Raw genomic sequence first — 26,360 nt, 5'->3', positions numbered from 1 at the left:
GTACGGACTGAAAGCCTCCATGTCACCAGTGGTCGCGCAGTTGGACCCTTACCGATCGCCACCGGGCGGATTGCCACGGAGCCTGCGGCGGTCGTGGGGGGACCTGGGCGGTGAGTCGGCCAGCCGGATCACGTCACCGTCGCGCCCGGCGACCACCGGCCGCCGGGAGCGCGCGGCCTTCGCCTGGTACTGGGCGGCGTCCGCGAGCCGGAAGAGCCGGCGTGCGGACAGGACCGGGCCGATGTCGTCGCCCGTGGACGCGACCCCGCAGGCGACCCCGTCACCCAGTTCCAGGGAGACGGCCCGCGCACAGAGCTCCTCGGACACCCGGACCACGTCGTCCGCCGGAGGGCCCACGACCAGCAGGCAGAACTCGTCCCCGCCCAGGCGCGCGGCGAGGGCTTCGGGGAGCATCGCGCCGCAGAGCGAGAGCACCGAGCCGAAACGTTCCAGCAGACGGTCGCCGACCGCGTGGCCGTGTGTGTCGTTGACCGCCTTGAGGCCGTTCAGATCGCACACGACCAGGCTGACCACGGCCCCCTCGGTGCGGTGCAGGTCCACCGCCTCGTCCAGGCGGAGATCGACGGCCCTGCGGTTGGCGAGGCCGGTCAGCGGGTCCGTGAAGGCCAGCTTGCGGACCTCCTCCAGCCGCTCGGTCTGCGCGATGCCCGCGGCGACGACGGCGGCCAGCACGGTCGCGAAGTCCGCGTCGTCCCGGCCGAAGACCGGAGCCCCCGCCGGGCGGGCCACGTACAACTCCCCCCAGGCCCGCCCGTGCAGCACGATCGGCGCCACCACGCAGCAGCCCCGCCCGCGCCGGCGCAGCGCGGCGACCCGCTGGTGGCAGAAGGGGCGGGTGCCCCTGGCCGGCGCCCCGGCGGCCGGGGCGCCGTCGGCGGTCTCCACCCAGGCGTCGGGCTCACCGCCGCCCGCCCAGCGCTCGTGCAGGAACTCGGTGATCTCCGGGAACTGGTGCACGGGGTAGGCCTCGGCCTCAGGGAACTCCTCCTCCCCCTCGGCACGCTCCCCCGCGTTGACCAGCACACGCAGCCTGCCCTGCTCCCGCTCCCATACGGAGAGGGCGGCGAAGCTGCCGGCCAGCGCCTCGCACGCCCCCACCGCTGCGGCGCGCCAGGACTCGCGCGGGGTGTAGGCCGCCGCCATCGTCTGTGCCAGCGCAACCACGGCGCGCAGCCGCGCATCATCGCCCATCACCCCAGCTTAGGTAGGTTTGTGACGATTTGATCAGTTGGCGGCGCTGATGATCTTCAGATCGCTCCCCGGATCACCCAGGACCACGCGCGGATCACTCCCCGGGCCAGTGGGGCTTCCGCTTCTCGTTGAACGCGGCGACACCCTCGGCCCGGTCGCCGGAGAAGGCCACGGAGCGCCAGGCGGCGTCCTCCACCTCCAGGCCGGCCCGCAGGTCCAGGCCCTGCCCCAGCCGCAGGGCCCGCTTGGCCGCCCGGAGCCCCACCGGGGAGTTCGCCGCGATCCGGCCGCCGAGCGCCAGCGCCTCCTCCCGGTCCCGGCCGGCCTCGACCAGCTCGTCGACCAGGCCCAGCTCGCGCGCCTCGGCGGCCTCCACCCGCCGGGCGGAGAAGACCAGCTCGGCGGCGCGCGCCGCGCCGACCCGCCGGGGCAGCAGCTGCGTGCCGCCGCCGCCCGGGATGACGCCGACGGACACCTCGGGCAGTCCGACCACGGCCGTGCGGTCGGCCACGATCACGTCGCAGGCCAGCGCGAGCTCGAAGCCGCCACCGAGGGCGAAGCCGTGCACGGCGGCGACGACCGGCATCGGGAGCTCCAGCACACCGGTGTAGGCGGCCCGTGCCGTGGGCCGCTGCCGCACGAGCTCGGCGTCGGTGAAGGAGTTCCGCTCCTTGAGGTCGGCGCCCACGCAGAAGGCCCGGTCGTGGCTGGACGTGAGCACGGTCGCCCGCACCGCCTGATCGGCTCCGAGCGCGGCACAGGCCTCGGCGATGGACCGGGCCATCGCGGTGCTCACGGCGTTCATGGCCTTGGGCCGGTCGAGCACCAGCTCCGCGACGTGGTCCTGGCCCTCGTGCCGCCGTACGACGACGAACTCCCCGAACCTCTGCTCCGACGTGACACCCATGGCTGCACCCCTCCGGTCAACGAGCGTTACCGGGATCCTAGGCGGGGCCCCTCCGCGTCAGGTCGACGCCTTGCCCCGCCGGGCCAGCAGCCACGGCTCCACCACGCCAAGACCGCGGACCGGCCGCTGCCACATCGGCTGCAGCCCGAAGCGGTACGCGGGCGACGGCGGCTCCTCGTCCATGCGGCGGTCTTCCTTCTCCGCCAGCCGGGCCCGCTCGGCCGCCGCGGCGGCCTCCTCGGCCTCGGAGGCGGGTGCGTCGCCGTTCCTGATCAGCTCCGCCGCGAAGGCGCCGTCGACCAGCACCGCGTCCTTCGGCGCTATCGACGTGAGCCGGCTGGCCAGGTTCACCGTCGTACCGAAGACGTCGCCCATGCGGGTGGTGACCGTGCCGAACGCGATGCCGACCCGCAGCGAGGGCATCGTGGCGTCCTGGCCCATCGCCTCGACCAGCCGAAGCGCTATCTCGCCCGCCGTGCCCGCGTCGTCCGCGGCGAAGAGGACCTCGTCGCCCAGGGTCTTGATGAGCCGTCCGCCGTGCGCGGCGACCAGGTCGGCCGAGGTGGTCTCGAAGGCCTCGACCAGCTCGCCGAGCTCCTCCTCCTCCAGCCGCCGGGTCAGCCGGGTGAAGCCGACGAGGTCGGCGAAGCCCACGGCGAGCCGCCGGTCGACCATCTCCTCGTCGTCCCCGGTCTGCACGACACGTCCCGTGGCGGCGGCGAGCTGGCGCCGCCACACGTAGACCAGGAACTCCTGTAGCTCCGGCAGGAGCAGCTCGATCAGCGGATACGTGACCTCGGTGCGGGTCATGCCGGGCTCGGGTGGCTCGGTCAGCCCCGCCAGGAACGAGTCGATCTGCCACTCCGCGAGCCGGGCCGTGGTCTGCCCGGTCGACCGGGCCACCTGGATCGCCATCGGCTCGCTGAGGAGCCCGGCCTCCACGAGACCGGCGAGGCGGCGCAGCGCCAGGACGTCGGCCTCGGTCAGCGCCTTGGCCTGCCCGATGTCGGCGAAGCCCATGGCCCGCCAGAACCTGGACGCCAGGTCCATGGAGACCCCGGCTGTCCTGGCCGCCTGGAACGGCGTGTAGCGGCGGTCGGCCCCCAGGATCAGGGCCTCCAGCCGGATGGCGAGCGGGTCGTCCGTCGGTTCGGCCGTGTGGTCGACCTCGTGATGCGGTGTCGAGTGGACGGACGGTCCCGACGAGGGCTCCGCGCCGTCGTCGGAGTTCGTGTCGTCGACGGTCACCGGCCGCCTCCTGCCCGTTCCCTGCGCACTGCCCTGCCGATCTGTCGCTGGATCGCCTCAACGATACGGCAGGTGTGCCCTGGCTCACGTCCGCGGTGGCGCGGTTCCGGCTCCGTCATACGTGACATCACCCGTATGTGCGGGCGCGGGATCAGGTGAGACCGCCCTCCTCCCCGCGCAGGTGGACGATGTCGCCGGCCGACACGGGTTCCTGGAGGCCGTCGCCCGTGGCCAGCACGAGCCGTCCGTCGCCGTCGATCGCGACGGCCTCGCCGACGAGGGACCGGTCGCCGGGCAGCTCGGCCCGCACGGTCCGGTCGAGCGTCGCGCAGCCCGCCGCGTAGGCCGCCTGGAGCCCGCTCTCGGCGGCGTCGCCGTTCGCGTCGCGCCAGCGGCCGTACCACTGTTCCAGTGAACGCAGCACGGCCCGGAGCAGGGTCTCGCGGTCGGTGGAGACGGCTCCGGCGAGCGCCAGCGAACCGGCGTGCGGGGCGGGCAGCTCGGCGGCGCGCAGCGACACGTTGAGGCCCATGCCGATGACGACACCGTCACCGGCGCGCTCGGCGAGGATGCCGCCGGTCTTGCGTTCGACGCCCCCGATCGTCACCAGGAGGTCGTTGGGCCATTTCAGCGCCATGTCCACGCCCGCCGACTGCGCGAGGCCCGTGGCGGCCGCGACGCCGGTCAGCAGCGGCAGCCATCCCCACCGCTCGACGGGCACGCCGCCGGGGGTCAGGTAGACGGAGAGGAAGAGGCCCGAGCGGGGCGGGGCCGTCCAGCTCCGGTCGAGACGTCCGCGGCCGGCGGTCTGCTCCTCCGCGACCAGCACAGCGCCTTCGGTGAGACCGCCGTCGGCGGCCCGTGCCGCGAGGTCGGTGTTGGTGGAGCCGGTCGCCTCGACGATGTCGAGCGAGGACCACAGGCCGCCGGGCTTCAGCAGCCCCCGGCGGAGCGCCGAGGCGTTCAGAGGCGGCCTGTCGAGGTCCGACCAGCGGTTGTGCGGCGCATCGGGAGGAGTCATGCAACCCACATTAGGTGTGGCCAACGACGCACTGCTGAACCGTATCCGCGCCGATACGCTACGGATCAGTAGCCGGCCGACGGACAGGTAGCCGTCGAGCACGCACGGTCCAGCACATTCACTGGATGTACCAGCCGTCCCCGTGACAAGGCAGGGAGCCGCCACCCGATGTCCGAGCCGCAGAGCGACATCCACACCACCGCGGGCAAGATCGCGGACCTGCAGCGCCGTATCGAAGAGGCCACACACGCGGGTTCCGCCCGTGCGGTCGAAAAGCAGCACGCAAAGGGCAAGTTGACCGCCAGGGAGCGCGTCGATCTCCTGCTCGACGAGGGTTCCTTCGTGGAGCTCGACGAGTTCGCACGGCACCGGTCCACCAATTTCGGCATCGAGAAGAACCGCCCTTACGGGGACGGCGTCGTCACCGGCTACGGCACGGTCGACGGCCGCCCCGTCTGCGTGTACTCGCAGGACTTCACGATTTTCGGCGGCTCGCTCGGCGAGGTCTACGGCGAGAAGATCGTCAAGGTCATGGACTTCGCGATGAAGACCGGCTGCCCGGTGATCGGCATCAACGACGGCGGCGGCGCCCGCATCCAGGAGGGCGTGGCCGCCCTCGGACTCTTCGCCGAGATCTTCCGCCGCAACGTCCACGCCTCGGGTGTCGTCCCGCAGATCTCCCTGATCGTCGGGCCGTGCGCGGGCGGCGCGGTCTACTCCCCCGCGATCACCGACTTCACGGTCATGGTCGACCAGACCTCGCACATGTTCATCACGGGTCCGGACGTCATCAAGACGGTCACCGGTGAGGACGTCGGCTTCGAGGAGCTGGGCGGCGCCCGCACGCACAACACCACGTCCGGCGTCGCCCACCACATGGCCGGCGACGAGAAGGACGCCATCGAGTACGTCAAGTCCCTGCTGTCCTACCTCCCGTCGAACAACCTCTCCGAGGCCCCGGCCTTCCCGGAGGAGGCCGACCTGGAGACCACGGACGAGGACCGCGAGCTCGAAACCCTCATCCCGGACTCGGCGAACCAGCCGTACGACATGCACACCGTGATCGAGCACGTGCTCGACGAGGGTGAGTTCCTGGAGACGCAGGCCCTGTTCGCGCCGAACATCCTCACCGGTTTCGGGCGCGTCGAGGGCTACCCGGTCGGCATCGTCGCCAACCAGCCGATGCAGTTCGCCGGCTGCCTGGACATCAACGCGAGCGAGAAGGCCGCGCGTTTCGTCCGTACGTGCGACGCGTTCAACGTGCCGGTCCTGACCTTCGTGGACGTCCCGGGCTTCCTGCCGGGCGTCGACCAGGAGTACGGCGGGATCATCCGGCGCGGCGCCAAGCTGATCTACGCGTACGCGGAGGCGACCGTCCCGCTGATCACGGTGATCACGCGCAAGGCGTTCGGCGGGGCGTACGACGTCATGGGGTCCAAGCACCTGGGCGCCGACCTGAACCTGGCCTGGCCGACGGCGCAGATCGCGGTGATGGGCGCGCAGGGCGCGGTGAACATCCTGCACCGGCGCACCATCGCCGCCGCCGAGGACCAGGACGCCACCCGCGCAGAGCTGATGGCCGACTACGAGGACGCGCTCCTCAACCCGTACGTCGCGGCCGAGCGCGGCTACGTCGACGCGGTGATCATGCCGTCCGACACCCGCGCGCACCTCGTGAAGGGCCTGCGCCAGCTCCGTACGAAGCGCGAGAGCCTGCCGCCCAAGAAGCACGGCAACATCCCCCTCTAGCCACCGGGAGCCACCATGATCAAGGTCGTACGGGGCAATCCGACCCCGGAGGAGCTCGCCGCCGCCCTCGCCGTGGTGCGGGCGCGCGCGGCGGCGGTGACCGACGTGCCGTCAGGCGCCCCGCTGCCGCCCGAGCAGTGGTCGGACCCGGGGCGGATCGCCCGCCGGGGCGCGCTCCGGCCGGGGCCCCGGTCCTGGGCACGGACGTACTGGCCCTCCTGAGAGCGGGCCGGGCGGCGCTTGAGTACGCGTACTCAGGCGCCGCAGCCGTCTCCGGAGCACCATCGGATCCATGCTGTGGTCCGATCCCGAGAACAAGCCGCCGAAGGAACTGCGCGACGCCCAGGACATGATGCGCCGTGCGGGGCTGCTGCTCGCGCTGGCGATGGTCGTGGCGATGTTCGTCCTGGGCACCCGCTGAGGGTTTTCCGCGTCCCGCCCCGCCTACGATGGGCGGTATGACTGCTCAGCGCCGCCTCGTGCTCGCCTCCGCGTCCCCCGCCCGTCTCGGCCTCCTGCGGCAGGCGGGATTCGCCCCCGAGGTGATCGTCAGCGGTGTGGACGAGGACGCGCTGACCGCTCCGTCCCCGGGTGAACTGGCGCTCGTGCTGGCCGAGGCGAAGGCCGCCGCGGTGGCGGCCCGTCCGGAGGCCTCGGGCGCGCTCGTCATCGGCTGCGACTCGGTGCTGGAGCTGGACGGCGAGGCGCTCGGCAAGCCCGCCGACAGCGAGGAGGCCACCGCCCGCTGGAAGTCCATGCGCGGCCGTTCGGGCATCCTGCGGACGGGGCACTGCGTCGTCGACACGGCCGCCGGCCGCACGGTGTCCGCGACCGCGTCCACCGTCGTCAGGTTCGGCGAGCCGACGGACGCCGAGGTGGCGGCCTACGTCGCCTCCGGTGAGCCCCTCCATGTCGCCGGGGCGTTCACCCTGGACGGCCGCTCGGCGCCGTTCGTCGAGGCGATCGAAGGCAGCCACGGCAACGTCATCGGACTCTCGCTGCCGCTGCTGCGCCGCCTGCTCGGCGAACTGGGCGTCTCCGTCACCGACTTGTGGGTCTGAGGCCTCACACCGGCTCGGGAGCCGCTCCCGTACCGCTCCCCACCGCTTCCGGCTCGCGCCGGTCGAACGCGACCAGGGTCAGCACGATCAGCGCCAGGACGGCCATCAGGACCACGAAGGCGGCCCAGCCGATCAGCCCCACCGCGAGGGCGCCCAGCACCCCGTGGACGACCGCGCAGGCGATCAGGGTGATCCTGCCGGCCCGGCCCGGAGCCCGGTCGCGTATCCCGGCCAGGAGCGGTATCAGCCCGCAGAGCACCAGCAGGACCCCGGAGACGCCGCCCATCACCCATGTGCCGGTGACCATGGCGTCCGGGTCCATTCCGGCCAGGGACATGCGCTGGTTGCCGGCGACCGTCGCGAGGACGCCGTTGACGAGCACGATGCCCACGGCTTCCACGAACAGAACGATCGCGGTCACGAAGGCCACTGGTCTGCGCACCACCGCCCCCACCCCCCTGTTACCTGTAGTACGTCGGGTACAGCGCGGACCCTACTAACGGGTAACGCCGCGGACAAGAGTTCGCGCACGCTTCCGCCGCCCGTGGCGCCTCCCCGGGGCGGTGGCAAAGATTCCCTCGTCCGTTCGTAGGGAGTCCACAAAGAAACGCCGCGCGGCGTTAACCGTACGAACAGAGACTTGGGCCACACTTCGTGGCTACTGTGCGGTTGAGGATCCCGGCGTACCGTGGTGCGACAAGGGATTTCGCGACTCGAGCAAGCCTCGAATCACACTCCGTGTGGGCAAGTTCACTATTGGGGACGGGTCGTACGGCCGTGTTGGTAGTCCCTAAACTCAGCTTGTTCTCAAGGAGGGAGTCATCGTGCGCAAGGTGCTCATCGCCAACCGTGGCGAAATCGCTGTCCGTGTTGCTCGGGCTTGCCGGGATGCCGGAATCGGGAGCGTAGCCGTCTACGCCGATCCGGACCGGGATGCTCTGCATGTGCGCGCGGCCGACGAGGCATTCGCCCTGGGCGGTGACACTCCGGCCGCCAGCTATCTGGACATGGCCAAGGTGCTCCAGGCGGCGAAGGATTCGGGAGCGGACGCGGTCCACCCCGGTTACGGCTTCCTGTCGGAGAACGCGGAGTTCGCGCAGGCGGTGCTCGACGCGGGTCTGACGTGGATCGGACCGCCGCCGCACGCCATCCGGGACCTCGGTGACAAGGTCGCCGCCCGCCACATCGCACAGCGCGCCGGTGCCCCGCTGGTGGCCGGCACACCCGACCCGGTGTCCGGTTCGGCCGAGGTCGTGGAGTTCGCGGAGAAGAACGGCCTGCCGATCGCGATCAAGGCCGCCTTCGGCGGCGGCGGGCGCGGGCTGAAGGTGGCCCGCACCCTGGAGGAGATCCCCGAGCTGTACGACTCGGCGGTCCGTGAGGCCGTCGCGGCGTTCGGCCGCGGGGAGTGCTTCGTGGAGCGCTACCTCGACAAGCCCCGGCACGTGGAGACGCAGTGCCTGGCCGACACCCACGGCAACGTCGTGGTCGTGTCCACCCGTGACTGCTCGCTCCAGCGCCGCCACCAGAAGCTGGTCGAGGAGGCCCCGGCCCCCTTCCTGTCCCAGGCGCAGAACGAGCAGCTGTACGCGGCGTCGAAGGCGATCCTGAAGGAAGCCGGCTACGTCGGCGCCGGCACCGTGGAGTTCCTCGTCGGTGCGGACGGCACGATCTCCTTCCTGGAGGTCAACACCCGCCTCCAGGTCGAGCACCCGGTCACCGAGGAGGTCACCGGCCTCGACCTCGTGCGCGAGATGTTCCGCATCGCCGACGGCGAGGAGCTCGGCTACGGCGACCCCGCGGTGCGCGGGCACTCCTTCGAGTTCCGGATCAACGGGGAGGACCCGGGCCGCGGCTTCCTGCCCGCCCCCGGCACCGTCACCCTCTTCGCCCCGCCCGCCGGCCCCGGTGTCCGCCTGGACGCGGGTGTCGAGTCGGGCAGCGTCATCGGCCCGGCGTGGGACTCGCTGCTGGCCAAGCTGGTCGTGACCGGTGCGACCCGCGAGCAGGCCCTGCAGCGCGCGGCGCGTGCGCTGGCCGAGTTCCAGGTGGAGGGCATGGCCACCGCCATCCCCTTCCACCGTGCGGTCGTCGCCGACCCGGCGTTCACCTCGGACCCCTTCACGATCCACACCCGGTGGATCGAGACGGAGTTCGTCAACGACATCAAGCCCTTCACGGTCCCCGCCGACACGGAGGCCGACGAGGAGTCCGGCCGCGAGACCGTCGTCGTCGAGGTCGGCGGCAAGCGCCTGGAAGTCTCCCTGCCGTCCTCGCTCGGCATGAGCCTGGCCCGTACCGGCCTCGCCGCCGGGGCCAAGCCCAAGCGCCGCGCCGCGAAGAAGTCCGGCTCCGCGGCCTCCGGCGACACCCTCGCGTCCCCGATGCAGGGCACGATCGTCAAGATCGCCGTCGAGGAGGGCCAGGAGGTCAAGGAAGGCGATCTCATCGTCGTCCTCGAAGCCATGAAGATGGAGCAGCCCCTGAACGCGCACCGCTCCGGCACGGTGAAGGGTCTGGCGGCGGAGGTCGGCACCTCGGTGTCGTCCGGCGCCGCGATCTGCGAGATCAAGGACTGAGTACCCGCTCTTCCGCCACTGGGGGCCCGGCGACCGCCGGGCCCCCAGTGGCATCCTTGTGACGCGGAGCGGACACCAGGGAGGACAGGGTGAGGGCTATGGGCACGGCACCGACACCGGCACGGCCGATGCGCGCCGACGCGCGCCGCAACTACGACCGGCTGCTGAGCGTGGCCCGGGTGTCCTTCGCCGCCCACGGCACGGATGCCTCGCTGGAGGACATCGCCCGGCGGGCGGGCGTCGGCATCGGCACGCTGTACCGGCACTTCCCGAACCGCCAGGCCCTGATGAACGCCGTGTTCCAGGAGGCCCTGACCGCCTTGCTCGACCGCTCCCGCGAACTGGCACGGTCCGACCGGCCCTGCGCCGCGCTGGTGGAATGGCTGGGCGCGATCGTCACCCACGCGGGTGAGTACCACGGGCTGGCACAGGCGCTCATGTCGGCCTCCGGGGACAGGACTTCGGCGCTGACGTCCTGCCATGTGCCGCTGCGTCAGGCCGGGGACCGACTGCTGACGCGAGCCAAGTCGAGCGGCTCGGTGCGGGCGGACGTGTCGATCGACGACCTTCTCCAGCTGACGAACGCGATCGCGCTGGCCGCGGAACAGACCCCGTCCGACCCCGCCCTGGCCGACCGGCTGCTGCGGCTGACTCTCCGCGGCCTGAAGGCCGACCCGGCCGACCCCGCCGACCCCGCACCGTCGGATCCACAGGGCGGCTGACCGGGCCTCCGCCCTTTACGGCCTCACCGGCGCCGCATGTCCGCGACCCGGCCCACCGGCCCCTCCGCCAGCGCCGCGGCGCTCCGCAGCTGCGGGCCGAGCCCTCCCGGCCCTCCGTGTCCGCCCTGCGTACGCCGCTGGCCCGGCAGCGGCATGTCCTGCCGTGTCTGCCGTCCCGGCGGCAGGGGGTCGCCGCCCCCGGACTCCGTGTCGGGCCCCGCCACCGTGATCTCCACGCCCTGGTCGGCGAGGGCCTGGAGCTCCGTGGCCGCACGCTCGTCGTGCACCGGCGGCTCGTCCGTCACCAGACGGGTGATCAGCTCCGTGGGAACCGTCTGGAACATGGTGTCGGAGCCGAGCTTCGTGTGGTCCGCGAGGACCACCACCTCGGCCGCGGCCTGCACCAGAGCCCGGTCCACGCTCGCCGAGAGCATGTTGGACGTGGAGAGCCCGCGCTCCGCGGTCAGCCCGCTGCCGGAGAGGAAGGCGCGGCTCACCCGCAGCCCCTGGAGGGACTGCTCGGCACCGCTGCCGACGAGCGCGTAGTTGCTCCCGCGCAGGGTGCCGCCCGTCATCACCACTTCCACCCGGTTGGCATGGGCCAACGCCTGGGCGACCAGCAGCGAGTTGGTGACCACGGTCAGACCGGGCACCCGCGCGAGCCGGCGGGCCAGCTCCTGCGTGGTCGTTCCGGCGCCGACCACGATGGCCTCGCCCTCACCGACCAGACCGGCCGCCAGGTCGGCGATGGCCGTTTTCTCCGCGGTGGAGAGATGGGATTTCTGCGGAAAGCCGGACTCCCGCGTAAAACCGCCCGGCAAGACCGCACCGCCGTGCCGGCGGTCGAGGAGTCCTTCTGCCTCCAGTGCCCGCACGTCCCGCCGTACGGTCACTTCGGAGGTCTGGACGACGCGGGCGAGCTCACGGAGCGATACCGCCCCGTTGGCGCGCACCATTTCGAGGATCAATTGACGACGTTCTGCAGCGAACACGAAACTGACAGTAACCTGGCCGTAGGTTGCTTTTCAGCAGTTTGCGCCGAATAACAGAAGTTGTACACAGGCGGTGCCCCCTGGTGGTATAGGGGGCACCGCCGTCGGTACGAGCAGTGCGGGCCGGGGCGAGAAGGCCCTACGCTTCGCCCTCGGTCTTACGGGTGTGCAACTGCCGGGCCACTTCCGCGATCGAGCCGGAGAGCGACGGGTAGACCGTGAACGCGTTGGCGATCTGCTCCACCGTCAGGTTGTTGTCCACGGCGAGCGCGATCGGGTGGATGAGCTCGCTGGCCCTCGGCGCGACGACGCAGCCGCCGACCACGATGCCGGTGCCGGGCCGGCAGAGGATCTTGACGAAGCCGTCCCTGATGCCCTGCATCTTGGCGCGCGGGTTGCGCAGGAGCGGCAGCTTCACGACACGGGCGTCGATCTTGCCGGAGTCGACGTCCGACTGGCTGTAACCGACGGTGGCGATCTCGGGGTCGGTGAAGACGTTCGCGGAGACCGTCTTCAGGTTCAGCGGCGCCACCGCGTCGCCCAGGAAGTGGTACATCGCGATCCGGCCCTGCATCGCGGCGACCGAGGCCAGCGCGAAGACGCCGGTGACGTCACCCGCGGCGTACACACCGGGAGCGCTGGTGCGGGAGACCCGGTCGGTCCTGATGTGCCCGGACTCCTTGAGCTGGACGCCGGACTCCTCCAGGCCCATGCCCGCGGTGTTGGGGATCGCGCCGACCGCCATCAGGCAGTGCGTGCCGGTGATGACGCGGCCGTCGGCCAGCGTGACCTCGACCCGGTCGCCGACGCGCTTGGCGGACTGGGCGCGGGAGCGGGCCATGACGTTCATGCCGCGGCGGCGGAAGACGTCCTCCAGGACGGCGGCGGCGTCCGGGTCCTCGCCGGGGAGCACCCGGTCGCGGGAGGAGACGAGCGTGACGCGCGAGCCGAGCGCCTGGTAGGCCCCGGCGAACTCGGCGCCGGTGACACCCGAGCCGACCACGATGAGCTCCTCGGGGAGCTCGTCCAGGTCGTAGACCTGGGTCCAGTTCAGGATGCGCTCGCCGTCGGGCAGGGCGTCCGGGATCTCCCGGGGGTGGCCGCCGGTGGCGATCAGCACCGCGTCGGCGGTGAGCCGCTCCTCGGTGCCGTCGGCGGCGGTCACCACGACCTGCCGGGACCCGTCGGCGGCCTGGAGGCCCTCCAGCCGGCCGCGGCCGCGCATGACCCTGGCGCCCGCGCGGGTGACGGAGGCGGTGATGTCGTGGGACTGGGCGAGCGCGAGGCGCTTGACACGCCGGTTGACCTTGCCGAGGTCCACGCCGACGACCCGGGCGGCCTGCTCGATGTGCGGGGTGTCGTCGGCGACGATGATGCCGAGTTCCTCGTAGGAGGAGTCGAAGGTGGTCATCACCTCAGCCGTCGCGATCAGGGTCTTGGAGGGCACGCAGTCGGTGAGGACCGACGCGCCGCCGAGGCCGTCGCAGTCGACGACGGTCACCTCCGCGCCGAGCTGGGCGCCGACCAGTGCCGCCTCGTAGCCGCCGGGGCCGCCGCCGATGATCACGATCCGGGTCACGAAAAGTCCGCCTCGCGTGGTGTCATCCCACGGCCGTCTGCCGCCCCGGCCGGGGGTCCGGGGGATCGCCCCGGCGTATGCAGTACGTAATTCATTGTCCCGCACGCGCCAAGCTGCTTCGCCCCGGGGCCCTCCATACGGGAACGGGCCTGGCCGGGCCACGGCCTCCGGCGCCGGCGGACCGCCCACGACCGGGCCTTTCCTCGCCGGAACCGGCATGCTTCCCGCCGCCTCCCGTACCCTCGACCCCATGTCGCTCTACGCCGCGTACGCCGGCAACCTCGACGCGCGGCTGATGACGCGCCGCGCACCGCACTCCCCGCTGCGCGGCACGGGCTGGCTCAACGGCTGGCGGCTGACGTTCGGCGGGGAGCAGATGGGCTGGGAGGGCGCGCTGGCCACGGTGGTGGAGGCACCCCGTTCCCAGGTGTTCGTCGCGCTGTACGACCTGGCTCCGATGGACGAGGACTCCATGGACCGCTGGGAGGGTGTCGGCCTCGACATCTACCGGCGCATGCGGGTGCGCGTGCACACGCTGGACGGCGAGGAGCCGGCCTGGATGTACGTCCTCAACGGCTACGAGGGCGGACTGCCCTCCGCGCGCTATCTGGGCGAGGTGGCGGACGCCGCCGAGTCCGCGGGCGCGCCCCACGACTATGTGATGAACCTGCGCAAACGACCCTGCTGAGCCGGGCCCTCCGGGCGCGTCCTGTACGAAAATACGAATGTGACCGGCCAGACTCTCCGCCGTCACATCTACGCGCGTAGGGAATCAGCGGTTACCCTCATCCGCGTGAACGCATCTGTTATTCCGGACCACATCCAGGGCGACCCCCGCGCCGCCGCTGCCGACGCCGCCGCCCGCCTGCGCGAGCTGACCGGCGCCGATACCCACGACGTCGCTCTCGTGATGGGCTCCGGGTGGGCCCCCGCCGGCGATGCGCTCGGCATCCCGGAGGCCGAGTTCCCGGTCACCGCGCTGCCCGGCTTCCCGGCCCCGGCCGTGGAGGGACACGGCGGCACCGTCCGCTCGTACCGGATCGGGGAGAAGCGGGCCCTGGTCTTCCTGGGCCGTACGCACTACTACGAGGGCCGGGGAGTCGCGGCGGTCGCGCACGGCGTCCGTACGGCGGTCTCCGCGGGCTGCCGGACCGTCATCCTCACGAACGGGTGCGGCGGCCTGCGCGAGGGCATGCGCCCCGGCCAGCCGGTCCTCATCAGCGACCACATCAACCTCACGGCGGCGTCGCCGATCATCGGCGCCAACTTCGTCGACCTGACGGACCTGTACTCGCCGCGGCTGCGCGCGCTGTGCAAGGAGATCGACGAGTCGCTCGAAGAGGGCGTGTACGTGCAGTTCCCCGGCCCGCACTACGAGACCCCGGCCGAGATCGGCATGGTCCGGGCCATGGGCGGAGACCTGGTCGGCATGTCCACCGTCCTGGAGGCCATCGCGGCGCGTGAGGCGGGCGCGGAGGTGCTGGGCATCTCCCTGGTCACGAACCTCGCGGCGGGCCTCAGCGGCGAACCCCTCAACCACGAGGAGGTCCTCCAGGCCGGCCGCGACTCGGCGACCCGCATGGGAGCACTGCTGGCCCGGGTCCTGGACCGGATCTGAGCAGCGCTGGGCCCCGGCCTCCCCTCTGAGGCACTGGGCGACCAGAATCAGCCCCGCCTCCCCGAGGCACTGGGCGACCAAAATCGGCCCGCCTCCCCCAGAGGCGCTGGGCGACCAAAATCAGCCCCGCCGGCGTTTGAGGCGCGGGGGCCCGGGGGCAGAGCCCCCGGCAACCCCCCGCGGCGCCCCTCGTGAGGCACTGGGCAACCAAATCCAGCCCCGCCGGCGTTTGAGGCGCGGGGGCCCGGGGGCAGAGCCCCCGGCAGCCCCGCGCGGCGGCCCCACCACCCGCACCCCCACCCGCAGAAAGGCGGACACCGTGCAGCAGGACCTCATCACGCGGGCCAGGACCTGGCTCGCCGAGGACCCGGACCCCGAGACCCGCGCGGAGCTCGCCGGACTCATCGACGCCGGTGACCTCGCCGCGCTCGCGGACCGCTTCGCGGGCACGCTCCAGTTCGGCACGGCCGGCCTGCGCGGCGAGATCGGCGCCGGCCCGATGCGGATGAACCGCTCCGTCGTCATCCGCGCCGCCGCCGGACTCGCGGCGTACCTGAAGGCACAGGGCAGGTCGGGGGGACTCATCGTCGTCGGCTACGACGCGCGCTACAAGTCGGCCGACTTCGCCCGCGACACCGCGGCGGTGATGACCGGCGCCGGCCTGCGCGCCGCCGTGCTCCCCCGCCCGCTGCCCACGCCCGTCCTCGCGTACGCCATACGACACCTGGGGGCCGTCGCGGGCGTGGAGGTCACGGCCAGCCACAACCCGCCGCGCGACAACGGCTACAAGGTCTACCTCGGCGACGGCTCGCAGATCGTGCCCCCGGCCGACGCGGAGATCGCCGCCGCGATCGCGGCGGTCGGCCCGCTCGACGGCGTACCGCGCCCGGAGTCGGGCTGGGATACCCTCGGCGACGAGGTTCTGGCCGCATACCTCGCGCGTACGGACGCCGTCCTCAGCCCGGGTTCGCCCCGCACCGCCCGGACGGTCTACACCGCGATGCACGGTGTCGGCACCTCCGTGCTGACGGCCGCCTTCGCCCGGGCCGGCTTCCCCGAGCCCGTGCTCGTGGCCGAACAGGCGGACCCGGACCCGGCGTTCCCCACCGTCGCCTTCCCCAACCCGGAAGAGCCCGGCGCCATGGATCTCGCCTTCGCGACCGCGCGCCGGGCACAGCCGGACATCGTCATCGCCAACGACCCGGACGCCGACCGCTGCGCCGTCGCCGTGCCCGACCCCTCGGCCGGGGGCGGATGGCGGATGCTGCGCGGCGACGAGGTGGGCGCGCTGCTGGCCGCCCACCTGGTGGACCGCGGCGTCACCGGAGTCTTCGCCGAGTCGATCGTGTCCTCGTCCCTGCTGGGCCGGATCGCCGAGAAGGCGGGCCTCGGCTACGAGGAGACACTGACGGGCTTCAAGTGGATCGCCCGCGTCGAGGGCCTGCGCTACGGGTACGAGGAGGCGCTCGGCTACTGCGTGGACCCCGAGGGCGTCCGCGACAAGGACGGCATCACCGCCGCGCTGCTGATCGCCGAACTCGCCTCCGGGCTCAAGGAGAAGGGCCGCACCCTCCTCGACCTGCTCGACGACCTGGCACTCGCACACGGCCTGCACGCCACGGACCAGCTCTCGGTCCGGGTCGAGGACCTGACGGTCATCGCGAACGCCATGCGACGCCTGCGCGAGACTCCCCCGGCCGCTCTGGCGGGCCTCCCCGTCACCTCGGCCGAGGACCTCTCACAGGGCACGGACGCCCTGCCGCCGACCGACGGCCTGCGCTACCACCTGACGGGCGCCAGGGTCATCGTCCGCCCGAGCGGCACCGAGCCGAAGCTCAAGTGCTACCTGGAGGTCGTGGTCCCGGTCGGCGGCACGGACGAGCTGCCGGAGGCAAGGCAGCGGGCGGCGGAGCTGCTCGCCGCCATCAAGCGGGACCTGGCTGCGGCGGCGGGGATCTGAGGCGGCCGCGCCTGGCCCTCGCCGAGTACGTCGACGGCCGCCGGCACCAGTCCTGGACTCGTGACCGCTGCCACCGAAGGCGCCCGCTCGGCAGGATGCGAATGGCTGCACGTCGACTTCGAGAGCCCCCTGCGGGCGTTCCACTTCGACGCCTGCGGCTTCGAGCCGACCGACGCGGGCCTGCTCGCACTCTCGTAGCCCGGTGCTGGACCGGGCTGCCGTCGGCAGGCTCACGAGGTCGGTTACCCATGGGCGGCGCCACAAGTCGCTGGGCGGTTACGGACAGACAGCGGCACCGTTATGCCCGATATGGGTGTCCGTAACTGCCCAACACCCAGGTCGTTCCGACCGGTCCCGCGTGCTCTCGCGTGTCAGCCGATGGCGAGCAGCACCACGAGCAGCACGGCGCCGACGGCGGCCGGGGCGATCACCTCGTAGGCCCAGCGGACCGACGCGGTGGTCGTGCCCTGTTCCTTGCGGGCGGCGGCGCTCTCGGCGAGCTCCCGCAGGTCGCTCACGGTCTGGTCGGCGGCCGCCGCGCGGGCCTGGGAGTCGCGGACGTCGGCGTGCACGGAGGTCCGGCCGTACGGATCGTCGTGCGCCTGCTGGGTGGCCTTCCTGGCCGCCCGCTTGCGCTCGCGGAGCGAGACGGGGACCGCCCACAGCTGGTACTTGTCGCCGCCGTGGGTGAAGACCTCGCTCGAGTACGCCGCGCGTACGACGGAGACGTCCGTCCACGGCAGCACGATCGTGCGGAACGGGTTGCGGATCCGGATCCGTTCCTCGTCGGCGAACACGGCCGGGCGCAGCGTGAAGGCGACGATCAGCGGGATCACCGTCAGCAGCGCGGCCAGCGACAGCCACGGCACCCACCCCTTGCCCTGGACCACCGCGTCGCCGCCGATCCAGCCGACCAGCAGGATCAGCAGCACGCCGCTGACCAGCCCGGCACCCGACCGGAAGGTCCGGTCGGCGTGGGCGGGCTCGGCGGGGGGTGTGGGGCTCGTCATGGTCCGATTCTGCCTGACGGGCCGGGCGGGGCGTGGAGAGGCCTCGTGCGGTCCGTGGAAGGCGCGGAAGCGGGGAGCCCCCTGTACAGGTCGCTACGCGCGTAGATATGCTCATGTGGTGACCATGCCCACCACTGCTCCGCCATTCTCCGACGCGACGGCGTCCGACAGTGCGCTGCGCCGCTTCCTGCACGGGCTGCCCTGCGTCGACACCGTCGGCCTCGAAGCGCGCGCCTCCGCCCTCGGTACCCGTTCGATCAAGACGACCGCCAAGGCGTACGCGATCGATCTCGCCATCTCGATGATCGACCTGACGACGCTGGAAGGCGCGGACACCCCGGGCAAGGTCCGGGCTCTCGCCGCCAAGGCCGTCAACCCCGACCCGACCGACCGCACGGCCCCGCGCACCGCGGCCGTCTGCGTCTACCCCGACATGGCGGCGACCGCCGTCGCCGCGCTGGCCGGCTCCGGCGTGAAGGTCGCGTCCGTCGCGACGGCCTTCCCCGCCGGCCGCGCCGCGCTGGACGTCAAGCTCGCGGACGTCCGCGACGCCGTGGCGGCCGGGGCGGACGAGATCGACATGGTGATCGACCGCGGCGCCTTCCTCTCGGGCCGCTATCTCAAGGTCTACGAGGAGATCGTCGCCGTGAAGGCCGAGTGCGGCTCCGCACGGCTGAAGGTGATCTTCGAGACCGGCGAGCTGTCCACGTACGACAACATCCGGCGGGCCTCCTGGCTCGGGATGCTGGCCGGCGCGGACTTCATCAAGACGTCGACCGGCAAGGTCGGGACGAACGCCACTCCGGCGAACACGCTGCTGATGCTGGAGGCCGTGCGCGACTTCCGCGAGCAGACGGGCGTCCAGATCGGTGTGAAGCCCGCGGGCGGCATCCGCACCTCGAAGGACGCGATCAAGTTCCTCGTCCTGGTCAACGAGACCGCGGGCGAGGACTGGCTGGACAACCACTGGTTCCGCTTCGGCGCCTCCAGCCTGCTGAACGACCTGCTGATGCAGCGCCAGAAGCTCAGCACCGGCCGTTACTCCGGCCCCGATTACGTGACGGTGGACTGATACGCCATGGCATCCGCATTCGATTACGCACCGGCCCCGGAGTCCCGCTCCGTCGTCGACATCGCCCCCTCGTACGGTCTGTTCATCGACGGCGAGTTCGCCGAGGCGGCCGACGGCAAGGTCTTCAAGACGGTCAGCCCGTCCACCGAGGAGGTGCTCTCCGAGGTCGCGCGCGCAGGCGCCGAGGACGTGGACCGCGCCGTGAAGGCGGCCCGCAGGGCCTTCGAGAAGTGGTCGGCGCTGCCCGGCTCCGAGCGCGCCAAGTACCTCTTCCGGATCGCCCGGATCATCCAGGAGCGCTCCCGCGAGCTCGCCGTCCTGGAGACCCTGGACAACGGCAAGCCGATCAAGGAAACGCGTGACGCGGACCTCCCGCTGGTCGCCGCGCACTTCTTCTACTACGCGGGCTGGGCCGACAAGCTGGACCACGCCGGCTATGGAGCGAACCCGCGTCCGCTGGGCGTGGCCGGCCAGATCATCCCGTGGAACTTCCCGCTCCTCATGCTGGCCTGGAAGATCGCCCCGGCGCTCGCCACCGGCAACACGGTGGTGCTGAAGCCGGCCGAGACGACTCCGCTGTCCGCCCTGTTCTTCGCGGACATCTGCCGCCAGGCCGGGCTGCCCAAGGGCGTCGTCAACATCCTGACGGGATACGGCGACGCGGGCTCGGCCCTCGTCGAGCACCCGGACGTGAACAAGGTCGCCTTCACCGGCTCGACCGCGGTCGGCAAGGCCATCGCCCGGCAGATCGCGGGCACGGACAAGAAGGCCACGCTGGAACTGGGCGGCAAGGGCGCCAACATCGTCTTCGACGACGCCCCGGTCGACCAGGCCGTCGAGGGCATCGTCACCGGCATCTTCTTCAACCAGGGCCAGGTCTGCTGCGCGGGCTCCCGGCTCCTCGTACAGGAGTCGGTGCACGACGAGGTGCTGCACGCCCTCAAGCGCCGACTGTCCACGCTCCGGCTCGGCGATCCGCTGGACAAGAACACCGACATCGGCGCGATCAACTCCGCGGAGCAGCTCTCCCGGATCAGCGCGCTCGTCGAGACGGGTGAGGCGGAGGGCGCCGAGCGCTGGTCCGCTCCGTGCGAACTGCCGTCGTCCGGCTACTGGTTCGCGCCGACCCTCTTCACGGGTGTCACCCAGGCGCACACGGTCGCCCGCGACGAGATCTTCGGCCCGGTGCTGTCGGTGCTGACCTTCCGCACGCCGGACGAGGCCGTCGCGAAGGCCAACAACAGCCAGTACGGCCTCTCGGCGGGCATCTGGACGGAGAAGGGCTCCCGCATCCTCGCGGTGGCGAACAAGCTCCGGGCCGGCGTCGTCTGGGCCAACACGTTCAACAAGTTCGACCCGACCTCGCCGTTCGGCGGATACAAGGAGTCGGGCTTCGGCCGCGAGGGCGGCCGCCACGGTCTGGAGGCCTACCTCGATGTCTGACGGACGACTGAGTGTCTTCAAGACCTACAAGCTGTACGTCGGGGGCAAGTTCCCCCGCTCCGAGAGCGGCCGGGTGTACGAGGTGACGGACTCGAAGGGCAAGTGGCTGGCGAACGCCCCGCAGTCCTCCCGCAAGGACGCGCGTGACGCCGTCGTGGCCGCGCGCAAGGCGTTCGGCGGCTGGTCGGGCGCGACCGCGTACAACCGCGGCCAGATCCTCTACCGCGTCGCGGAGATGCTGGAGGGCCGCCGGGAGCAGTTCGTACGGGAGGTGGCGGACGCCGAGGGGCTGTCGAAGTCCAAGGCGGCTGCCGTCGTGGACGCGGCGGTCGACCGCTGGGTCTGGTACGCGGGCTGGACGGACAAGATCGGCCAGGTCGTGGGCGGGGCGAACCCGGTCGCGGGACCGTTCTTCAACCTGTCGACCCCTGAACCGACGGGTGTCGTCGCGGTCCTGGCCCCCCAGGAGTCGTCGTTCCTCGGCCTGGTGTCGGTCGTCGCCCCGGTGATCGCCACGGGGAACACGGCGGTCGTCATCGCCTCGGCCGAGGCCCCGCTGCCCGCGCTCTCGCTGGGCGAGGTCCTGGCGACCTCCGACCTGCCCGGCGGTGTGGTGAACATCCTGTCGGGGAAGACGGCGGAGCTCGCGGCGCCGCTGGCCTCGCACCAGGACGTCAACGCCATCGACCTCACCGGGGCCGACGCCGCTCTGGCGAAGGAGCTGGAGATCGCGGCGGCGGACAATCTTAAGCGGGTGCGCCGTCCACAGGCTGTGGACGGGGGCGACTGGTCGGCGGACCCGGGTACGCACCGCCTGACGGCCTTCCTGGAGACCAAGACGGTCTGGCACCCGACAGGCGCCCTGGGGGCCTCAGGCTCCTCGTACTGACCTCTGCGCATGCGTGTGGGGCCGCCCGGAGGCGGCCCCACACGCATGCGTACGTCGGATCAGCCGGTGATCAGACCGGTCACCTCTCCGATCACGGGCAGATCACCGAGCGCGGCGCCGCTGGTCAGCGGGTCCGTGACCACCGCCGTGGTCACGGGCTTGAAGTCGGCGATCTGGGTGCCCACCGCGTTGTCCAGCGGGTCCACGCCCGTCCCGGCCAGCGGGTCGAGCTGCAGGTCGGTGACGGGCTTGACGGCCCCGGCGAGCCCGTAACCGAGCGCGCTGGTCAACGCGGGCGCCGCCGCGTCGCCGACCGCCCCCAGGGTGCTGTCCGCCGTGTCCGCACCCGTCGCGGGCGGGGCGGGCAGCGGCGCGGCCTGGGCCGCCGCGCCTCCGGCGCCGAGCGCCGCGCCCAGCGCGGTGAGGGTCAGACCGGCGCGCAGCAGCGCGCGCTTCCGGGGCTTGGACAGTGCATGACGTGCCATGTTTTCCCACCTGATCGGGACGTGTCGGGTAATCATCCGTGCGCGCAGAGTAGTTGAGGTGTGATGCTCGATACCAACAGGACCTCCCGGGGATCCCCTACGCGGGTCAATGCCTCACACTTCTGTTCTGTGAGTTCCCAACCGATCCCCACGCGCGTCGTGCTGCTCGCCGGTCCGTCCGGCTCCGGCAAGTCGTCCCTCGCGGCCCGCAGCGGTCTCCCGGTGCTACGCCTGGACGACTTCTACAAGGAGGCCAACGATCCGACACTGCCGAGGGTCACCGGCAGCGCGGACATCGACTGGGACTCGGCCCTCTCCTGGGACGCGGACGGCGCGGTCGCGGCCATAGCGGAGCTGTGCCGCACCGGACGCACGTCCGTTCCCCTGTACGACATCGCCACCAGCTCACGGACGGGCCGCGAGACGCTCGACATCGAGCGCACGCCCCTCTTCGTCGCGGAGGGCATCTTCGCGGCGGACATCGTGCGGCGCTGCCAGGAGCTGGGCCTGCTCGCGGACGCGCTGTGCCTGCGCGGCCGGCCGTCGACGACGTTCCGCCGGCGGCTGGTGCGGGATCTGCGGGAGGGCCGCAAGTCGGTGCCGTTCCTGCTGCGGCGCGGATGGCGCCTGATGCGGGCCGAGCGCGGCATCGTGGCCCGCCAGAAGGCCCTGGGCGCGTATCCCTGCGCCAAGCAGGAGGCCCTGGGCCGCCTGGCCGCAGCCGCGGCGGGACGCTGCCGCACCCCGGTGCCGAACTAGGCCTCGGCGCAGGACACGCGGCGGGGGCGGACAGGACCCCCCGGCCTGTCCGCCCCCGCTGCGCGCTACCCCCGTGCCGCCGCCTCCCCCGAAGCCGCGGCCTTTCCCCCGTATCCCCCGTAGACCTCAGGCCACCAGCTCGCCGAAGGACTCCTCCTCGTCACGGCCGAAGCTGAGGACCTCGTCCTCGCGCAGCCGGCGGAGCGACCGCCAGATGCTCGACTTCACCGTGCCGACACTGATGTCGAGGATGGACGCGATCTCCGGGTCCGTGCGGCCCTCGTAGTAGCGGAGCACCAGCATCGTGCGCTGGAGTTCCGGCAGTCGCGCGAGCGCCTGCAAGAGCACCGCGCGCAGCTCCGTGCCCCGCATCGCGTCCGTGTCGCCCACCGTCTCCGGCAGCTCCTCGGTCGGGTATTCGTTCAGCTTGCGCCTGCGCCATGCGCTGATGTGCAGGTTGGTCATGGTGCGGCGGAGATATCCGCCGACGGCCGCCTTGTCGCTGATCCTGTCCCACGCCCGGTACGTCGAGAAGAGGGCGCTCTGCAGCAGGTCCTCGGCCTCGAACCGGTCGCCGGTCAGGTGGTAGGCGGTCGCGTACAGGGAGGCGCGGCGCTCCTGGACGTAGGCGGTGAACGCCGCTTCGGCGTCCTCCGTCCGCGCCAGGGGCTTCCGCTCCCCCGAGCCCTCCCCGTACGCGCTTCCCCCGTTCTCCCCCGTGGTCGCGTCAACCATCGTCAGGTACGACGAGTGCTGACGCCCGGCGCCACGTACACGCCCCCGTGCTCCGGCACCGGACTTCTCCGGGCTCCGCCCGACGTCGTGAAGGCGCGTGACAACTGCGCTTGAGGTGGTGCTGTGCAGTGCGTTCATCTGGCGCCCCCCATCGGTGGAGTCCGTTCGTTCCGTGTGCCATTGAGCTTGCCGGGGCAGTTTCATGGCCCTGTCCCCCGACTGTCACAGAGCTGTCACAGGGCATGTCGGGGCTCAAGTCGGCGGATCAAGTCGGGGGGATTGTCGAAACGTGGCACAACCATGGGCCAGAATGGCCCCCGTGCCTTTCCTGTTGCTGATCGAGGACGATGACGCCATCCGCACGGCCCTCGAACTCTCACTGTCACGCCAGGGCCACCGTGTGGCCACCGCGGCGACGGGAGAGGACGGCCTGGAGCTGCTCCGGGAGCAGCGGCCGGACCTGGTTGTGCTGGATGTGATGCTGCCCGGGATCGACGGTTTCGAGGTCTGCCGGCGTATCCGGCGTACCGACCAACTGCCGATCATTCTGCTGACCGCGCGCAGCGACGACATCGACGTCGTGGTGGGACTGGAGTCCGGCGCGGACGACTATGTCGTGAAACCCGTGCAGGGCCGGGTGCTCGATGCCCGTATCCGCGCGGTCCTGCGCCGCGGGGAGAGGGAGTCCACCGACTCGGCGACGTTCGGGAGTGTCGTCATCGACCGTTCGGCGATGACCGTCACGAAGAACGGGGAGGATCTGCAGCTCACGCCGACCGAGCTGCGGCTCCTGCTGGAGCTGAGCCGGCGCCCCGGACAGGCCCTGTCCCGACAGCAGTTGCTCCGTCTCGTCTGGGAGCACGACTATCTCGGTGACTCGCGGCTGGTGGACGCCTGTGTGCAGCGGCTGCGGGCGAAGGTGGAGGACGTGCCGTCCTCGCCGACCCTGATCCGTACCGTGCGGGGCGTGGGCTACCGGCTGGACACGCCTCAGTGAGCGATACCGCGAAACGTTCCATACTCGCGGGTCTTCGCTGGACCAGCCTGCGGCTTCGGCTCCTGATCGTGTTCGCGCTGGTGGCCCTGACGGCGGCGGTGTCCGCCTCGGGCATCGCCTACTGGCTCAACCGTGAGGCCGTCCTGACGCGTACGCAGGACACGGCGCTCGGCGACTTCCGCCGCCAGATGCAGAACCGCGCGGCCTCGCTGCCGCTGGAGCCGACGGCGGTCGATCTGCGGGACGCCGCCGAGCAGATGGCCACCAGCGGTCCGGGCTACCACGTGCTGCTGATCGGCACCCGTGACGGCAAGCCCGTCACCGGCTCGTCCGACCTCGACTCCTTCACCAAGGCCGACGTGCCCGCCTCGCTGCAGAAGCAGGTGAACAAGAAGCAGCCGCTGACGTCGGCCAACACCTTTGAGTACCACCTGTTCTGGCAGCGCACGACCCTCGGCAACACGCCCTACCTGGTGGCCGGTACGAAGATCATCGGCGGTGGCCCCGCCGGTTACATGCTGAAGTCGCTCGACCAGGAGCGCGAGGACCTCAACTCGCTGGCCTGGTCCCTCGGGATCGCCACCGCACTGGCGCTCGTCGGCTCGGCGCTCCTCGCCCAGGCCGCGGCGACGACCGTGCTGCGGCCGGTGCAGCGGCTCGGTGACGCGGCCCGCAAGCTGGGCGAGGGCAAGCTCGACACCCGCCTGGCCGTCTCCGGCACCGACGAACTCGCCGATCTCTCCCATACGTTCAACAAGGCCGCGAGCTCCCTGGAGAAGAAGGTCGCGGACATGAGCGCCCGGGAGGAGTCGAGCCGCAGGTTCGTCGCCGACATGTCGCACGAGCTGCGCACCCCGCTGACCGCGATCACGGCGGTCGCCGAGGTGCTGGAGGACGAGGCGGACAGCCTCGACCCGATGATCGCTCCGGCCGTGCACCTGGTGGTGAGCGAGACCCGGCGGCTGAACGACCTGGTCGAGAACCTCATGGAGGTCACCCGCTTCGACGCCGGTACGGCCCGCCTCGTGCTGGACACGGTCGACGTGGCCGACCAGGTGACCGCCTGCATCGACGCCCGTGCCTGGCTGGACGCGGTCGACCTGGACGCGGAGCGCGGCATCATGGTGCGGCTCGATCCGCGCCGGCTGGACGTGATCCTGGCGAATCTGATCGGCAACGCCCTCAAGCACGGCGGGTCGCCGGTACGGGTGTCCGTGCGGACCGACGAGGACGATCTGGTCATCGAGGTCCGCGACCACGGCCCCGGCATCCCCGAAGAGGTCCTGCCACACGTGTTCGACCGCTTCTACAAGGCGAGCGCATCCCGCCCGCGCTCCGAGGGCAGCGGTCTCGGCCTCTCCATCGCGGTGGAGAACGCGCACATCCACGGCGGTGACATCACGGCCTCGAATCTGCCGGACGGCGAGGGCGCGATGTTCGTGCTGCGGCTCCCGAGGGACGCGGAGCGGCTGGCGGGGCCGGACGACCCGGACCCGAACGAGAAGGGCGACGCCAAGTGACGCGCAGCGAGCGGGCGTACGGCGTACCGCGCAGGGGTGGGCCGGGGCGCCGGGCCGTCGCCGCGCTGGCCGCCGTCGCGGCCTGTACGGCGCTGGCCGGGGGCTGCGGCATCCGCAGCACCTCGGTGCCGGTCGACGCGGGGGCGGCGCCGTCCCGGATGCCGTGCCGTACGGCGTCGGCAGAGGCGACCGCGCCACCGCAGGGGAACGTCACCGTACGGGTGTACCTGGTCTGCGCCTCGCAGCTGGTGACGGTCGAGCGCACGGTCGAGGTCGACGACTCGCGCTCCGACCCCCTTTTGGTCGCGCGGGCGCTCCTGAGCGAGCTCCAGCGGGACCCGGACGCCGATGAGCGGCGTGCCGGCTTCTCCACCGACGTCCCGGCGGGGCTGCGGGTCACCGAGGCCCACAAGGGGGACCCGGAGGGCACGCTGCGCCTCAGCCGGCAGCCGGACGACCTTCCGGCGGAGGCGCTCGCGCAGGTGGTGTGTTCGTACGCGGAGAGCGAGGCGCTCGGTTCCGGGGGCTCGGTGCTGCTGGGCGGACCGGGCGACTACGCCCCGCGCGGATACCTGTGCACCTCGGAGACGAAGAGCCTCCCCGGCGAGGTCCCCACCCTGGGCGCGCTGGAACTGTCCTGAGCCGGCCCCGGCGGCCCCGGCCGGTCGTTGGGAAGCTGAAGACAGCAGGGTGCCCGATTCGCCCCGTATGGGCGTCCACAACTTCCCGATGACCCGACGGCCCGGAGGGCGTGCCGCTCGTCACAGGGGTTGCCGGGGAGGGGGCGGAACCGATCCTGGCG

The 26,360-nt window shown here is 71.8% G+C and carries 27 protein-coding genes; 17 read left to right on the top strand and 10 right to left on the bottom strand.

What is annotated here, in order from left to right:
- Window positions 1-48: 48 nt before the first annotated feature.
- The 4 genes from ACIP63_RS10670 to ACIP63_RS10655 all read right to left on the bottom strand — a co-directional run bounded on the left by ACIP63_RS10670 (window position 49) and on the right by ACIP63_RS10655 (window position 4,388).
- Window positions 49-1,215 (bottom strand): diguanylate cyclase domain-containing protein, encoded by a 1,167-nt coding sequence (locus tag ACIP63_RS10670; RefSeq protein WP_401513422.1) that lies wholly within the window; start codon window positions 1,213-1,215, stop codon window positions 49-51.
- A gap of 91 nt (window positions 1,216-1,306) precedes the next feature.
- A complete protein-coding gene (locus ACIP63_RS10665) occupies window positions 1,307-2,119 on the bottom strand; it encodes an enoyl-CoA hydratase/isomerase family protein (protein WP_401513419.1) in 813 nt (270 codons plus the stop codon).
- A gap of 57 nt (window positions 2,120-2,176) precedes the next feature.
- Window positions 2,177-3,367: an adenylate/guanylate cyclase domain-containing protein gene (locus ACIP63_RS10660; protein ID WP_401513418.1), complete on the bottom strand. Its 1,191-nt coding sequence runs from the start codon at window positions 3,365-3,367 to the stop codon at window positions 2,177-2,179.
- 151 nt (window positions 3,368-3,518) lie between these two features.
- On the bottom strand, window positions 3,519-4,388 hold the full coding sequence (locus tag ACIP63_RS10655) for a biotin--[acetyl-CoA-carboxylase] ligase (protein WP_401513415.1): 870 nt from the start codon (window positions 4,386-4,388) through the stop codon (window positions 3,519-3,521).
- 168 nt (window positions 4,389-4,556) lie between these two features.
- On the opposite strand from ACIP63_RS10655, the gene ACIP63_RS10650 reads away from it, so the two are divergent.
- From ACIP63_RS10650 to ACIP63_RS10635, 4 genes are all read left to right on the top strand, one after another.
- Window positions 4,557-6,137: an acyl-CoA carboxylase subunit beta gene (locus tag ACIP63_RS10650; RefSeq protein ID WP_401513412.1), complete on the top strand. Its 1,581-nt coding sequence runs from the start codon at window positions 4,557-4,559 to the stop codon at window positions 6,135-6,137.
- 15 nt (window positions 6,138-6,152) lie between these two features.
- On the top strand, window positions 6,153-6,359 hold the full coding sequence (locus ACIP63_RS10645) for an acyl-CoA carboxylase epsilon subunit (RefSeq protein WP_356712939.1): 207 nt from the start codon (window positions 6,153-6,155) through the stop codon (window positions 6,357-6,359).
- A gap of 70 nt (window positions 6,360-6,429) precedes the next feature.
- Window positions 6,430-6,558 carry a morphogenic membrane protein MmpB gene (gene mmpB, locus ACIP63_RS10640; protein WP_099174806.1) on the top strand — a complete coding sequence of 43 codons (129 nt, stop codon included), beginning with the start codon at window positions 6,430-6,432 and terminating at the stop codon, window positions 6,556-6,558.
- Window positions 6,559-6,586: 28 nt separating this feature from the next.
- A complete protein-coding gene (locus tag ACIP63_RS10635) occupies window positions 6,587-7,198 on the top strand; it encodes a nucleoside triphosphate pyrophosphatase (protein ID WP_401513407.1) in 612 nt (203 codons plus the stop codon).
- A 4-nt stretch (window positions 7,199-7,202) separates the two neighbouring features.
- On the opposite strand, the gene ACIP63_RS10630 is transcribed toward ACIP63_RS10635, so the two are convergent.
- Window positions 7,203-7,640, bottom strand: coding sequence for a hypothetical protein (locus ACIP63_RS10630; RefSeq protein WP_401515059.1), 438 nt, complete (start codon window positions 7,638-7,640; stop codon window positions 7,203-7,205).
- A gap of 382 nt (window positions 7,641-8,022) precedes the next feature.
- Here ACIP63_RS10630 and ACIP63_RS10625 point away from each other — a divergent pair, with 382 nt between their 5' ends.
- Both ACIP63_RS10625 and ACIP63_RS10620 read left to right on the top strand, forming a co-directional pair.
- A complete protein-coding gene (locus ACIP63_RS10625) occupies window positions 8,023-9,777 on the top strand; it encodes an acetyl/propionyl/methylcrotonyl-CoA carboxylase subunit alpha (protein WP_401513405.1) in 1,755 nt (584 codons plus the stop codon).
- Window positions 9,778-9,875: 98 nt separating this feature from the next.
- Window positions 9,876-10,499: a TetR/AcrR family transcriptional regulator gene (locus tag ACIP63_RS10620; RefSeq protein ID WP_401513403.1), complete on the top strand. Its 624-nt coding sequence runs from the start codon at window positions 9,876-9,878 to the stop codon at window positions 10,497-10,499.
- 23 nt (window positions 10,500-10,522) lie between these two features.
- Here the strand turns inward: ACIP63_RS10620 and ACIP63_RS10615 are convergent, their stop codons facing one another.
- Together ACIP63_RS10615 and ACIP63_RS10610 are read right to left on the bottom strand one after the other, a co-directional pair.
- Window positions 10,523-11,491 (bottom strand): DeoR/GlpR family DNA-binding transcription regulator, encoded by a 969-nt coding sequence (locus ACIP63_RS10615; RefSeq protein ID WP_401513401.1) that lies wholly within the window; start codon window positions 11,489-11,491, stop codon window positions 10,523-10,525.
- A 139-nt stretch (window positions 11,492-11,630) separates the two neighbouring features.
- Window positions 11,631-13,070, bottom strand: a complete 1,440-nt coding sequence (locus ACIP63_RS10610) for an NAD(P)H-quinone dehydrogenase (protein WP_401513399.1) — start codon at window positions 13,068-13,070, stop codon at window positions 11,631-11,633.
- 250 nt (window positions 13,071-13,320) lie between these two features.
- Here ACIP63_RS10610 and ACIP63_RS10605 point away from each other — a divergent pair, with 250 nt between their 5' ends.
- The 4 genes from ACIP63_RS10605 (at window position 13,321) to ACIP63_RS10590 (ending at window position 16,846) form a co-directional block, all read left to right on the top strand.
- The gene (locus tag ACIP63_RS10605; RefSeq protein ID WP_033297850.1) at window positions 13,321-13,758 is read left to right on the top strand and encodes a gamma-glutamylcyclotransferase; all 438 of its coding nucleotides are present in this window, start codon (window positions 13,321-13,323) and stop codon (window positions 13,756-13,758) included.
- 105 nt (window positions 13,759-13,863) lie between these two features.
- The gene (locus ACIP63_RS10600; protein ID WP_104788537.1) at window positions 13,864-14,688 is read left to right on the top strand and encodes a purine-nucleoside phosphorylase; all 825 of its coding nucleotides are present in this window, start codon (window positions 13,864-13,866) and stop codon (window positions 14,686-14,688) included.
- A 319-nt stretch (window positions 14,689-15,007) separates the two neighbouring features.
- Complete coding sequence (locus ACIP63_RS10595; RefSeq protein ID WP_401513397.1) at window positions 15,008-16,648, top strand: phospho-sugar mutase; 1,641 nt, start codon at window positions 15,008-15,010, stop codon at window positions 16,646-16,648.
- A 60-nt stretch (window positions 16,649-16,708) separates the two neighbouring features.
- The gene (locus ACIP63_RS10590) at window positions 16,709-16,846 is read left to right on the top strand and encodes a hypothetical protein (RefSeq protein WP_401513395.1); all 138 of its coding nucleotides are present in this window, start codon (window positions 16,709-16,711) and stop codon (window positions 16,844-16,846) included.
- 173 nt (window positions 16,847-17,019) lie between these two features.
- Here the strand turns inward: ACIP63_RS10590 and ACIP63_RS10585 are convergent, their stop codons facing one another.
- Complete coding sequence (locus ACIP63_RS10585) at window positions 17,020-17,658, bottom strand: PH domain-containing protein (RefSeq protein ID WP_401513392.1); 639 nt, start codon at window positions 17,656-17,658, stop codon at window positions 17,020-17,022.
- A 124-nt stretch (window positions 17,659-17,782) separates the two neighbouring features.
- Between ACIP63_RS10585 and deoC the strand changes: the two genes are divergently transcribed.
- Genes deoC through ACIP63_RS10570 form a run of 3 tightly spaced genes read left to right on the top strand, consistent with a single transcriptional unit; the run spans window position 17,783 to window position 21,062 of the window.
- Window positions 17,783-18,730 carry a deoxyribose-phosphate aldolase gene (gene deoC / locus ACIP63_RS10580; protein WP_401515056.1) on the top strand — a complete coding sequence of 316 codons (948 nt, stop codon included), beginning with the start codon at window positions 17,783-17,785 and terminating at the stop codon, window positions 18,728-18,730.
- Between the two features lie 6 nt (window positions 18,731-18,736).
- Window positions 18,737-20,173, top strand: coding sequence for an aldehyde dehydrogenase family protein (locus ACIP63_RS10575; RefSeq protein ID WP_401513390.1), 1,437 nt, complete (start codon window positions 18,737-18,739; stop codon window positions 20,171-20,173).
- Window positions 20,166-21,062 carry an aldehyde dehydrogenase family protein gene (locus tag ACIP63_RS10570; protein WP_401513389.1) on the top strand — a complete coding sequence of 299 codons (897 nt, stop codon included), beginning with the start codon at window positions 20,166-20,168 and terminating at the stop codon, window positions 21,060-21,062. Before ACIP63_RS10575 ends, ACIP63_RS10570 begins: the two co-directional genes overlap by 8 nt.
- 59 nt (window positions 21,063-21,121) lie before the next feature.
- Here the strand turns inward: ACIP63_RS10570 and ACIP63_RS10565 are convergent, their stop codons facing one another.
- Window positions 21,122-21,547 carry a hypothetical protein gene (locus ACIP63_RS10565; RefSeq protein WP_401513386.1) on the bottom strand — a complete coding sequence of 142 codons (426 nt, stop codon included), beginning with the start codon at window positions 21,545-21,547 and terminating at the stop codon, window positions 21,122-21,124.
- Between the two features lie 63 nt (window positions 21,548-21,610).
- Here ACIP63_RS10565 and ACIP63_RS10560 point away from each other — a divergent pair, with 63 nt between their 5' ends.
- Window positions 21,611-22,306, top strand: coding sequence for a uridine kinase (locus ACIP63_RS10560; RefSeq protein ID WP_401513384.1), 696 nt, complete (start codon window positions 21,611-21,613; stop codon window positions 22,304-22,306).
- Between the two features lie 126 nt (window positions 22,307-22,432).
- Here ACIP63_RS10560 and ACIP63_RS10555 read toward each other — a convergent pair whose 3' ends face one another.
- Complete coding sequence (locus tag ACIP63_RS10555) at window positions 22,433-23,179, bottom strand: SigE family RNA polymerase sigma factor (RefSeq protein ID WP_401513382.1); 747 nt, start codon at window positions 23,177-23,179, stop codon at window positions 22,433-22,435.
- 181 nt (window positions 23,180-23,360) lie between these two features.
- On the opposite strand from ACIP63_RS10555, the gene afsQ1 reads away from it, so the two are divergent.
- Genes afsQ1 through ACIP63_RS10540 form a run of 3 tightly spaced genes read left to right on the top strand, consistent with a single transcriptional unit; the run spans window position 23,361 to window position 26,199 of the window.
- Complete coding sequence (gene afsQ1, locus ACIP63_RS10550; RefSeq protein ID WP_176724363.1) at window positions 23,361-24,038, top strand: two-component system response regulator AfsQ1; 678 nt, start codon at window positions 23,361-23,363, stop codon at window positions 24,036-24,038.
- Window positions 24,035-25,558: an ATP-binding protein gene (locus ACIP63_RS10545; RefSeq protein ID WP_401513379.1), complete on the top strand. Its 1,524-nt coding sequence runs from the start codon at window positions 24,035-24,037 to the stop codon at window positions 25,556-25,558. Before afsQ1 ends, ACIP63_RS10545 begins: the two co-directional genes overlap by 4 nt.
- Window positions 25,555-26,199, top strand: coding sequence for a hypothetical protein (locus tag ACIP63_RS10540; RefSeq protein ID WP_401513377.1), 645 nt, complete (start codon window positions 25,555-25,557; stop codon window positions 26,197-26,199). The genes ACIP63_RS10545 and ACIP63_RS10540 overlap by 4 nt, the downstream gene beginning before the upstream one ends.
- The last annotated feature ends 161 nt before the right edge of the window (window positions 26,200-26,360 follow it).

It is taken from the genome of Streptomyces sp. NPDC088746, from assembly GCF_044751065.1.
Taxonomy (GTDB): Bacteria; Actinomycetota; Actinomycetes; order Streptomycetales; family Streptomycetaceae; genus Streptomyces.
Note: the sequence above shows the minus strand (reverse complement) of the source record. Positions and strands in the feature narration are given on the sequence as shown.